This window comes from Chromobacterium sp. INPA-IVC, from assembly GCF_059047085.1.
The window spans coordinates 202,746-214,135 of sequence record NZ_JBTNLS010000001.1 but is presented as its reverse complement, the minus strand read 5'-3'; the positions used below and the strand labels follow the sequence as shown (position 1 = coordinate 214,135).

Sequence of the window (11,390 nt, the reverse complement as noted above, 5' to 3'; positions counted from 1 at the left end):
CCGGATGCGGGTAATCGGAACGGCCGGCGCGCAGCCAGCCGCGCCCAGGCCTGCGGCATGGGCGGGACGATGCGAAAATGAGGAAACGGCGGCCTTAACCGCTGCGCAGCGATCGCGGACGGATGTCGGTCCAGTTGGCGTCGAGATAGGAAACGCACGCGCCGCGGCCGGCCGGGCCGAATACGGCGCGCCAGCCCGCGGGCGACGCGAGTTGCGACGGCCACAGGCTGTGCTGGTCCTGGTGATTTACCAGGACGAGAAAGGAAAGGCTTTCGTCATCGAAAGGGTTGGTTTGCTCCGCGCTCATGGCGAACACTCCAGCAAGGCGAGCCGGCCTGCAGGCGGGCTTGGCCCGCCATCGGACGATTCTGGTTTGTTTTAGGGGGCGACCCAGGGCCGCCACAGACAGCCCAACCCTTGCAACAAACCGCCGCGCCAGCACAGCCAGTCATGCCCTCCCTCGAATATCTGGTAATGCACGTCGTGCCCGGCGGCCTCCAGCGCCGCGCGATGGCTGTCATTGACGTCCACCATCACCTCCTCGCGGCTGCCCACCTCCTGGAACACGCGCAGCCGTCCGGGCGGCGTCTCGCCGGCCTCCAGCCGCTCGGTCAGGCGCCCCTTGCTGCCCGGCAGGCGGCGGGCGCTCGCCGCGCGCGCCTTTTCATGCAATTCCACGCTCGGCCACCAGAACGAGCCGGACTGGCTGAGCACGCAGCCGAAACGATCCGGCCAGTTGAGGCCGGCGAACATCGCCGCCAGGCCGCCATAGCTCTGCCCGGCCACCACTGTGCAATCGGCCCGGCCGCTGAACGGCGCGATCAGCGCCGCCTGCGGCAGCAGTTCCTTTTGCAAGGCCAGCCAGAATTCGGCGTTGCAGGGCAGGTCTTCCTCGCGGTGCTTGCCGTCGATGCTGTCGATCAGCAAATACACCGCGGGCGGCAAACGGCCGCGGCGGGTGTCCTCGTCCAGCGCGGCGAACACCGGCAGGCGCTGCGCCCAATGCTGGCCGTCCAGCAGGATCGCCAGCGGCCTCCCGGCCCATTGTCCGACAGAAACCTCGCCTGTGTGGTAGATCCAGACCCGGCGCGCCTTGCCGAGCATGGCGCTGTCCCAGCGGATTTCCGTCAGGCGGCGCGGATCGGCCCCCTGCCCGGTTTTGTCCCAGGCGGCCCAGGCGGACTGGTCCGGAGCGTCGGGCAGATGCAGCGGCGACAAGCTGGCGCCCCAGCTGCTGCGGTAGCCGGCGGCGGGGTTGAGCGGATCGGCGACGGCCTGGACCATGATGCTCAGCCACCATTCGCGATGGCGCAGCCGGTTCTGGCGGATATCGCCGCCGGGAACGGGAGGCGTCTGTCCCGCCGCTACCGGGATATAGGCGTAACTGCCGCGCCAATCCGCCGGCAACACCGCCTGCCACCACCAGACGTCGGTATCGCCCAGGCGGGACAACGATTGCGGCTGCGGGCTGTGGTGGTCGGTGACGGAGTTGACGTCGGCGTACACGCGGACAATGGACGAAGCGACAGGACCGCCGACAGGGTCCCGCCACAGGAAAGTCACGCATACGCGCCCATCCGGCAGCCGCTCGCGCAGCGGCGCGCCCGCGGCGGCCAGCCGGTCCCACCATTGCGGTTCGCCCGCTTCCGGGTGTTGCAGCCAAGCCGCGCTTTCCACAGCCACTTGATTCAATTCCACAACGTTCTCCACCGATCCAGGCCGCGCAATGAATGCGGCCGCTGCCGGCCAATTCAATTCGCGTTAAGTTATTGCATATTGTTAATGATAAATATTATCATTCGTATCTGTTGATCGCAACGATCTCAACGGGTCAGCACCGGCCCCACAGTTCCGTCCGCCGCATTAGCCAACGATTCCTCGCCAGCCAGACGACGCCGCAGAACCGCCCCCGGTCAATCTGACAATAACCACAATGAGGAATCTGGAACGATGGAAAAACTCCCGCACCGCAAGCGCGACGCCCTGGCCCACGCCACCCTGCTGGCCTTGGCCTGCCTGGGAGGCATGGCGCTGCCCCACTCCGCGCTGGCGGCTCCGGCCGACCAACAAGACGCCGCCCTGCCTACCGTGACCGTCACCGGCGAGAAGATCAACCGTTCGCTGAAAGACACCACCACCGCGGTATCGGTGCTGCGCGACGCCGACACCGGCGAGATCAAATCGGTCTATGACGCGGCAGCAGCCACCCCCAACGCCACGGCCAACGGCGCCGGCATCATCAACATCCGCGGCGTGGAAGGCACCGGCCCCGGCACCGGCTACAACACGCTGGTCTCCGGCTCCCGCCCGCGCGTCAGCACCACGGTGGACGGCATGTCGGAAAGCTGGAACGGCCAGCGCTACGTCGACGCCAGCCCATGGGATGTGGAACAGATAGAAGTGCTGCGCGGCCCGCAGTCCACCACCCAGGGCCGCAATACCATGGCCGGCGCCATCGTGGTCAACACCAAGGACCCGACTTTCGACTGGGAAGGCGCGCTGCGCGCCGGCTATGAAGACAAAGACGGCAAAGTGACGCTGGCCGGCATGATCTCCGGTCCGATCACCGATGAGCTGGCCTTCCGCCTGACTGCCGAAGGTCTGAACGGCCACAGCTACATCGATTACCCGGGTGCCATGCCTTGGGACGCGTCCGAAGTGAAAAACAGCAGCTTCCGCGGCAAGCTGCTGTGGAAGCCCAGCGCGCTGCCGGGCTTCACCGCCAAGCTGACGGTGTCGCACCGCAAGAACAAGGGCGAATACCTGAACTACGTCGACGGCAACTACTTCGACTACCAGTATCACCGCCTGTCGACCGAAGCTCGCTATCAGGACTCGTTCAACAACACCGTCAGCGCCGATCTGCGATACCAGATCAATGACGCCTGGAGCGCCAGCCTGCTGCTGGGCCACGCCGACAACATCAGCGCGTTCAAAGATTCCGACACGCCCGCATTCAGCATGAGGCTGGACGAGAAGGGCAACACCGCCGAGGCCCGCCTGGCCTACGCGCCGCAGGATGGCTGGCTGAGCGGCTTGGTCGGCGTCTATTACTACGACCGCGACCAGGACATGAACGCCTTTCCGCGCGTAGCGGCCAAGGATCGCCTCAAGACCGAGGCGTTTTACGGCGAAGCCACGCTGGCGCTAAACGACAAGTGGAGCCTCAATCTGGGCGGCCGCGCGGAACGCGAGATGCAACGGCGCAACACCACGCTGGGTCCCGGACAGAGCTACGAAGCTCAAGCCAGCTATGACCTCGGCGAAACCTTGTTCCTGCCCAAGGCCGGCCTGAGCTACAAGTACAGCCCATCCACCACTCTGGGCCTGTCCGCGCGCAAAGGCTACAACGCCGGCGGCTCCGGCCTGGACAACGACAACAAGTACTACACCTTCAACAAGGAGCAGGTCACAACCTACGAGCTGAGCAGCCGCTCCACCTTCCTGAAAGAGCGCGTCAGCCTCAACGCCAATGCCTTCTTCAACCAGTACACCGGCTACCAGGCCATACTGGGGTCGCGCTTCACCAATATTCCGGAAGGGCAAAGCTACGGCCTGGAACTGGAAAGCAAAGCGCGCGTCACGCCGAAGCTGACCCTCAGCGCCGGCATCGGCCTGTTGAACACCAAGGTGACCGGCACCGACGCCGCCAATCCCGGCATACAAGGCAATCAGTTCAACTACGCGCCGCACCTGACCGTCAACCTGGGCTTCAAGCAGCGTCTGCCGCGCAACTTCTATATCGGCGGCAGCCTGAACCGCGTCGGGTCCTACTATTCGGACATCACCAATGATCCGGGCCGCACCGCCGGCGACTACACGGTGGCCAACCTGAACACCGGCTACGAGGACGCCCGCTGGGGGGTGCGCGCCTACGTCAACAATCTGACCAATCAAGGCGTGCTCTACGCCCAGATTCCGGCCCGCGGCAACAATCTGGGGGTGATCGGCGCGCCGCGCACGGTCGGCGTGACGGTGGACTACCGCTTCAACTGATCCCGTCCCGCCTGGCGCAGACGGTGAGATAAAACAAGGCTGCCTTCCGGCAGCCTTGTTTTTTTTGCCCAGTCAGACCCCGATCAGAGCTTGGCCATCATCGCTTCCATGCCCTGATGCTGGCTCAGCACGGTCTTCATCTCCTGCGTGGACGCGATCGCACTGGTCTTCACGCAAGCGATGCTGCCGCGCAGGCGGGCGATGTCGGACGAAGTCGGCGGATCGTTGTAGTTGGGCACGCCGACGAAGCAAGACGAGCCCACGGTATTCGCCGCGCCGGTCTGCCACAGGGCGACATCCTTGCGGGCATTGCTGCCCTTGTCTTTCCAGATCCGGCTCTGCAGCGTCTGCACATCGGCGCACAGGCTTTCATGCACGCAGACATAGTCGGGCAGGTTGGGCGGCGTGTAGCCGCTGGTGGCCAGCATCATCACGTCGCCCAGCGCCCGGTAGCCTTGCGGCGGAATGGCGCGCCAGCACGCGTAATCCTTGGCCTTGCTGGAGCCAGCGTCATCCCACACCCGCTGCCAGCCCACCGGCGCCTTCAACACACCCAGGTCGAACAGATCCTTGAAGATGGGCGTATTGCCGTCAGCCACGCTGGAGTGGTTGCGCTGGCCGAACTGCCCCACCATTTTGTAGCCGTTGGAGGCGCTGGGGTTGAACACCGCCAGATCCTCCGACGCCCCGGAGCCGCTGTCGTCCCCGGCCTTCACCATCGGCGGCCTGGTATCCATCAGCAGCACCTTGTCCACCTTGGCGATCGGCTCCTGCGACTTCTTCATGAATTCAGGGAAGCCGTCTTCCAGTTCGGCCCTTCGCTCGGCCGAATCCGCCAATTCCCAGATCGGACGCAGGCTTTCGCTGGCGAAGTCCATCAGCGTCGCATAGTCGAGCAGCGATTCCGCCCACTGCGAGAACGCCTGCTGCGAGTCCGGGCCATGCAGAATGCGGTCGGTCAGTCCCGGCTTGCCGCCGGTGGCGGTCAGCCGGATGGTGGAGCTGCTGCGGAAGCTGTTGATCTGCTTTTCCATCTCCGAGCCGTGCTCGACCTTGATCTCGCCCACCAGCGCCTTGTACGACATCTCGGCGGACGTGGACAAGGATTGGCTGCTGTCCAGCTTCAGCGTCTTGGTCGCTGCGCTGTAGTCCAGGCGGCCGCCCACCGCGGCCTCGGACACGTAATAAGCGCCGTAGCGGCGGAACAGCTCCATCGCCGGCATCTTCGGATTGTTCAGATCTTCGCGGAAGTCGCGGCGCAGCATGGCGCGCAGCGTGGCGGCGCCCGGCAGGTTGATGTACCACAATACGTGGGCTTCCCGCGTCGAGCTGTAGGAGATCTCGGTCAATTTCTGGTCAGTGGTGGAGAAATCCACATTGAGCGAAGCGCTGAACAGCTTGTAGCGGCCCGATACGCCGACGTGCTGGCTCATCTTTTCCCGATACTCTTCGATTTCCTTGCTGACGTCCTGTTTGAAGTCGGAATGGAAATAGGTGTGTACATGCATGCTGCGGGGAAAGGTGTAGCTGCGGCCCTCGATTTCGATGCTGTCCAGCTCGCCGCCGAAATCGAACAAGGGTTGGCCGAGCAGGCTTTCCGGGCTGGCGTACAAACCATTCACGTCATAACCCATGCCCATTGAAGTCACGCCGGGGAGGTTGCCAAGCTGACCTGCATTTGCTGCGGATGCCATGGAAATCCTTTCTTAACGTTATAATCAAATGGCATTTTCACAACGCCGCTAGATATATAGCGCCCATCCCACGGCGATGCCGCTGGTCCTCCGATCAGTAAAATTACGGAACTCGTTTGCGCTGAAACAAGGCGCGACGGCCATCCGCCTCTCGATCCTTGAAGCGCGCCACCCAGCCGCGCATGCGCGCTCAAGCGTTTTGCGCAGCTTCGGCGGCCATTCGCGCCAACTCCGGCGCGCAGGAACCGCAGACTGCGCCGCACCCCAACTCGGCCTTCAACTCCGCCAAGTCCTGCCCCTGCCGCAGCCTGTCCAAAATGGCGGTCTCTCCCACCTGCTTGCATTGACACACGATGCGGTCCCGCTTGACGGCCCCGGTCCGGCCCGGCGAAAACGCGGCGAGCCGCGGCCCCTGCCACAACTCGCCGTCCAGCAGATGCTGCAGCAAGCGCTCGCCCGCGTCGCGGTCCGCCTGCCCGCCGCCGGCGAAAACCAATCCCGCCAGCTTGTCGCCATCCCAGGCCACGCGCTTGAGCACGCCGCGGCCATCGTCGCGGTAATCCAGCACATCCGGTCCCGGGCGCAGCGCCAGTGCGTCCAGCAAGCTCGCCAGCCAATCCGGCCTGGCCGCGGAATCCGCCGCGCGCAGCAGCAAGACATTTCCCGCCGCCAGCGAGATCGCCGCATAGCCCATCTCCCCCAGCAACGGCGTCAAATCCTCCTGCAACGTCGGCAAATCCGGATGGCGCAGCGCAGCCAGCGCGCGCCAGGGCAGATCTGCCCGCTCCACCTTCACCGCCGCATGCTTGAGCTCCGGCTGGAACGACAACCCGTCGACCGCCGAGGTGGTCGCTTCGTTGCTGCCGCCGCTGTTGAGGAACTGCCGGCTCCAATGCATGGCGGCGAACACGCAACCCCGCGTCAGGCCGCCGTCGGTCTTCAGCGGCAACACCCACTGCCCGCGCTTGCTGGCGACCCGCACCAGATCGCCGTCGCGCAGATTCCGCCGCTCGGCGTCCTCCGGGTGCATGCGCAGCTCCGGCTCCGGACTGTGGGAAAACAGACCGGGCACGCGGCCGGTGCGGCTCATGCCGTGCCACTGGTCTCGCAGGCGGCCGGTGATCAGCCGGAACGGATAATGGGCCGATATCTTGTCAGCAGGCGGCTGGTAGTCGATGGCGTGAAAGCGGGCCTTGCCGTCGTCGGTGGCGAAGACGCCGTCGACATAACGCCTCGCCTGGCCCTCTGTCTGGCCAACCGGCAACGGCCATTGCTGCGGCCCCCTAGCCTCCAGCAGAGCGTAATCCAGCCCGCCCATATCCAGATCCCGGCCCACGGTCAGCGCGCGGTGTTCGTCGAACACCTGCCCGGCATCGGCATAGGCGAAATGGTCGGCATCATCCGGATGCAGGCGCGCCGCCAGCCTCCGGCCGAACTCGGCGGCGATCCAGCCATCCGGCTTCGCCTCGCCCGGCGGCGGCGCTGCGGCCCGCACCCGGCTGACGCGGCGCTCGGAATTGGTGACCGTGCCCTCTTTCTCTCCCCAGCTTGCCGCCGGCAGCAGGATGTCGGCGAAAGCGGTGGTGTCGGTTTCGGCGAAAGCGTCCTGCACCACCACCAGCTCGGCGCGGCTCAGCGCCTGCCGCGCCATCGCCAGGTCCGGCAACGAGTGGGCCGGATTGGTGCAGACTATCCACACCGCCTTGATGTCGCCCCGCGCCAGCGCCTCGAACATCGCCACCGCCGGCAGGCCGGGCCGGGAAGACAGCCGGCCCTCCGGCACGCCCCAGTGCGCCGCCACTTCTCGCCGATGATCGGGATTGTCAATGTCGCGGTGCGCGGCCAGCATGGTGGCCATGCCGCCCACCTCGCGCCCGCCCATCGCGTTGGGCTGGCCGGTCAGCGAAAACGGCCCGGCGCCGGGCCGGCCGATCTGGCCTGTCGCCAGGTGCAGATTGATCAACGCCAGGTTCTTGGCCGTGCCCTGGCTGGACTGGTTCAGCCCCATGCAGTACAGCGACAGGCTGGCCGGACTGCGGCCGAACCATTCCGCCGCGGTGACGATGTCCTCGGCCCGCACGCCGCAGATTTCCGCCGCCATTTTCGGTGTGTAGTCGCGGACCGTGCGCTTGAGCGCGTCGAAGCCCTCGGTATGGGCGGCGATGTAGCCGGCGTCGATCAGCCCCTCCCAGACCAGGTGGTGCAGCATCGCGTGGAACAGCGCCACGTCGGTGCCGGGCTGGATCTGCAGGTGCAGGTCGGCCATCGCGGCGGTATCGGTGCGGCGCGGGTCGACCACGATCCAGCGCGCGTCGGGCCAATCCCGCCTGGCGTCTTCCAGCCGGCGGAACAGCACCGGGTGGGCGTAGGCCATATTGCTGCCGGCGAACAGCACGCAGCCGGCGGACTCCAGGTCTTCGTAACAGGTGGGCGGGCCGTCGGCGCCGAAGGCCATCTTGTAGGCGGTGACGGCGCTGGACATGCATAGCCGGGAATTGGTGTCGATATTGTTGGTGCCGGCCACGCCCTTGGCCAGTTTGTTGAACAGATAGTAATCCTCGGTCAACAGCTGGCCGGACGCGTAAAACGCCACCGCGTCAGGGCCATGGCGGCGGATGATGTCGGCGAAGCGGTCCGCCGCCGCGTCCAACGCCTCATCCCAGCCGACGCGCCGGCGCGGCTCGTCCCTGCCCAGCCTCATTTCAGGAAACAAGGCGCGGCCGCTATCGCTGGCTGCGCTGGCGGCCAGGCTCAGGCCCTTGCCGCACAGACGGCCGTAATTGGCCGGGTGGTCCGGGTCGCCGCGCACGCCGGTGATGCGGCCGTTCTCGCTCTCTATCAATACGCCGCAACCCACGCCGCAATAGCAGCAGGTGGATCGGGTTTCCGTCTTGTCCATCGCCTCGCCCTCCCCCGCTACAGCGCCAGCCATACCGCGCCGTTCTCCTCCCTGGCGGGGAAACGGCGCGCGCAGCCGGCATCCGGCGCCAGCGCCTCGCCGCTGGCCAGGTCGATGTTCCAGCCGTGCAGCGGGCAGACCACCGAGCGGCCATGCACCATGCCCTGACTGAGCGGGCCGCCCTTGTGCGGGCAACGGTCCAGCAGCGCGAACACCTGGTCGTCGTGGGTGCGGAACAGCGCGATGTCGCCGTCCTCCCGCGCCAGCACGCGGCTGCCTTGCCGCGGGATGTCGTCCAGCGCGCAGACTCTGGTCCAGTTTTCCATGCTCATCTCGACTCTCCTCAGGCTTCGACCGCGATGGGAATGAACTCGCGCTTCTGCGCGCCGGCGACGCGCGCCGCCCAAGGGTCGGGCAGGCCCTGCAAGGAAAACAGCAGCCGTTGGTGCAGCGCGCGGCGATTGTCGGCGTCGTCCACCACGCGGGCCTTGATGTAATCCAGGCCGACGCGGGCGATGTAGTGGACGGTGCGGTCCAGGTAGTAAGCCTCCTCGCGGTACAGCTGCAGGAAGGCGCCGCTGTATTCCTTCACCTCCTCCGCCGTCTTTACCTTGCACAGAAACTGCGCCACCTCGGTCTTGATGCCGCCGTTGCCGCCCACGTACAGCTCCCAGCCGGACTCCACCGCGATCACGCCCACGTCCTTGATGCCGGCCTCGGCGCAGTTGCGCGGGCAGCCGGACACCGCCAGCTTCACCTTGTGCGGGCTCCACATATTGGCCAGCATGGTTTCCAGATCTATGCCCATCTGGGTGCTGTTCTGGGTGCCGAAGCGGCAGAACTCGCTGCCGACGCAAGTTTTCACCGTGCGGATGGACTTGCCGTAGGCGTGGCCGGAATTCATGCCCAGATCGCGCCAGGCATCGACCAGATCTTCCTTCTTGATCCCCAATAGATCGATGCGCTGGCCGCCGGTGACCTTCAGCATCTTCACCCGGTATTTGTCGGCGACGTCGGCGATGCGGCGCAGCTCGTCGGCGGTGGTGACGCCGCCCTTCATTTGCGGGATCACCGAGAAGGTGCCGTCCTTCTGGATGTTGGCGTGCGCCCGCTCGTTGATGAAGCGGCTCTGCGGGTCGTCCACCGCCTCGTGCGGCCAGGTGGACAGCAGATAGTAGTTGACCGCCGGCCGGCAGCTGGCGCAGCCGTTGGGCGTCCGCCACTCCAGGAAATGGAACACCTCGGCGTGGGTCAGCAGATGATGCTCCCGTATCGCCTGGCGCAGCTCGGCGTGGCTATGGCCGGTGCAGCCGCACACGGCCTTGGTCTTGGGCGTTTCCTGGAAGCTGGAGCCGACCACGCTCATCAGCACTTGCTCGACCAGCCCGGAGCAGGAGCCGCAGGAGCTGGCCGCCTTGGTGTGCTTCTTCACCTCGTCCAGCGTGAACAGGCCCTTGTCCTGGATCGCCTTGACGATGGCGCCCTTGCACACGCCGTTGCAGCCGCAGACCTCGTCTTCGTCCTTCATCGCCGCCGCGCGGCTCTGGCCCTGCACGCCGGCGTCGCCTATCGCCGTTTCGCCGAACATCAGCGTGTCGCGCAGATCGGCCACGCTGCGGCCCTCGCGCAGCAGCTTGAAATACCAGGCGCCGTCGCCGGTGTCGCCGTACAGGCAGACGCCGGCCAGCTTGTCTCCGCGCAGCACCAGCTTCTTGTAAACGCCGCCGGCCGGGTCGGACAGCACGATCTCCTCGCAGCCGTCTCCGCCCATGAAGTCGCCGGCGGAGAACAGGTCGATTCCCGTCACTTTCAGCTTGGTGGACGACACCGAACCGCCATAGCGGGCCACGCCCAGCCGCGCCAGGTGGTTGGCGCACACCTTGGCCTGCTCGAACAGCGGCGCCACCAACCCATAGGCCACGCCGCGGTGGCTGGCGCACTCGCCGACGGCGTAGATGCGCGGGTCCGAGGTTTGCAAGGTGTCGTCCACCACCACGCCGCGGCTGCAATGCAGGCCGGCGGCCTCGGCCAATGCGGCGTTGGGGCGGATGCCCACCGCCATCACCACCAGCTCGGCCGGAATCTCCTCGCCGTCGCTGAAGCGGACGCCGCGCACCCGGCCCTGGCCGTCGTCCAGCAGCGCGGCGGTCTGCCGCCCCATCAGGAAACGGATGCCGCGCGCCTCCAACGCCCGGCGCAGCAGTTCGCCCGCCTGGCGGTCCAGTTGGCGCTCCAGCAGCCAGTCGGCCAGATGGACGACGGCGACGTCCATGCCGCGCAGCCTCAGGCCGTTGGCGGCCTCCAGCCCCAGCAGGCCGCCGCCGATCACCACCGCGCCGCGCCGCCGTCCTGCGGCCTCCATCATGTACTCGGTGTCGGCGATGTCGCGGTAGCCGATCACTCCCTCCAGCTCGCGTCCCGGAATCGGCAGCATCACCGGCGAGGAGCCGGTGGCAAGCAGCAGCCTGTCGTAGCCGGCTACGGCGCCGTCTTCCGCCACCACTTCGCGCCTAACCCTGTCGATGGCGCTGACGCGCTTGCCCATATGCAGCGCGATGCACCGCTCCGCGTACCACTCCGGCGGATTCAGCACGATGTCGCCGAACGCCTGCTCCCCCGCCAGCACCGGCGACAACAGGATGCGGTTGTAGTTGGGATGCGGTTCCGCGCCGAACACCGTGATGTCGTAGAGATCCGGCGCCAGCGCCAGCAGCTCCTCCACCGCGCGGATGCCGGCCATGCCGTTGCCCACCACCACCAGCCGCTGCCGGGCCCGGTCTTTCAGTTCGGCCATGTCCATG

At 66.3% G+C, this 11,390-nt stretch carries 7 protein-coding genes; 1 reads left to right on the top strand and 6 read right to left on the bottom strand.

What is annotated here, in order from left to right; genetic code table 11:
- Positions 1 to 94: 94 nt before the first annotated feature.
- Positions 95 to 307, bottom strand: coding sequence for an MbtH family protein (locus ACX17K_RS01000; protein ID WP_021477819.1), 213 nt, complete (start codon positions 305 to 307; stop codon positions 95 to 97).
- Positions 308 to 378: 71 nt separating this feature from the next.
- Positions 379 to 1,698: an enterochelin esterase gene (fes, locus tag ACX17K_RS00995; protein ID WP_493773306.1), complete on the bottom strand. Its 1,320-nt coding sequence runs from the start codon at positions 1,696 to 1,698 to the stop codon at positions 379 to 381.
- A gap of 252 nt (positions 1,699 to 1,950) precedes the next feature.
- Between fes and ACX17K_RS00990 the strand changes: the two genes are divergently transcribed.
- Positions 1,951 to 3,996, top strand: a complete 2,046-nt coding sequence (locus ACX17K_RS00990; RefSeq protein ID WP_493773305.1) for a TonB-dependent receptor — start codon at positions 1,951 to 1,953, stop codon at positions 3,994 to 3,996.
- An 83-nt stretch (positions 3,997 to 4,079) separates the two neighbouring features.
- Here the strand turns inward: ACX17K_RS00990 and ACX17K_RS00985 are convergent, their stop codons facing one another.
- The 4 genes from ACX17K_RS00985 to nirB all read right to left on the bottom strand — a co-directional run bounded on the left by ACX17K_RS00985 (position 4,080) and on the right by nirB (position 11,389).
- Positions 4,080 to 5,636: an MAC/perforin domain-containing protein gene (locus ACX17K_RS00985; protein ID WP_493773304.1), complete on the bottom strand. Its 1,557-nt coding sequence runs from the start codon at positions 5,634 to 5,636 to the stop codon at positions 4,080 to 4,082.
- 244 nt (positions 5,637 to 5,880) lie between these two features.
- Positions 5,881 to 8,622 (bottom strand): nitrate reductase, encoded by a 2,742-nt coding sequence (locus ACX17K_RS00980; protein ID WP_493773303.1) that lies wholly within the window; start codon positions 8,620 to 8,622, stop codon positions 5,881 to 5,883.
- Entirely contained in the window at positions 8,607 to 8,921 is a 315-nt protein-coding gene (gene nirD / locus ACX17K_RS00975) for a nitrite reductase small subunit NirD (RefSeq protein WP_493773302.1), read from the bottom strand. The genes ACX17K_RS00980 and nirD overlap by 16 nt, the downstream gene beginning before the upstream one ends.
- A gap of 11 nt (positions 8,922 to 8,932) precedes the next feature.
- Entirely contained in the window at positions 8,933 to 11,389 is a 2,457-nt protein-coding gene (gene nirB / locus ACX17K_RS00970) for a nitrite reductase large subunit NirB (protein ID WP_493773301.1), read from the bottom strand.
- Between the last annotated feature and the right edge of the window lies 1 nt (position 11,390).

Coding starts and splice junctions, on each gene's coding strand:
- ACX17K_RS01000 (WP_021477819.1), bottom strand. CDS start 307: ATGAGCGCGGAGCAAACCAACCCTTTCGATGACGAAAGCCTTTCCTTT.
- ACX17K_RS00990 (WP_493773305.1), top strand. CDS start 1,951: ATGGAAAAACTCCCGCACCGCAAGCGCGACGCCCTGGCCCACGCCACC.
- ACX17K_RS00985 (WP_493773304.1), bottom strand. CDS start 5,636: ATGGGCATGGGTTATGACGTGAATGGTTTGTACGCCAGCCCGGAAAGC.
- ACX17K_RS00980 (WP_493773303.1), bottom strand. CDS start 8,622: ATGGCTGGCGCTGTAGCGGGGGAGGGCGAGGCGATGGACAAGACGGAA.
- nirD (WP_493773302.1), bottom strand. CDS start 8,921: ATGAGCATGGAAAACTGGACCAGAGTCTGCGCGCTGGACGACATCCCG.
- nirB (WP_493773301.1), bottom strand. CDS start 11,389: ATGGACATGGCCGAACTGAAAGACCGGGCCCGGCAGCGGCTGGTGGTG.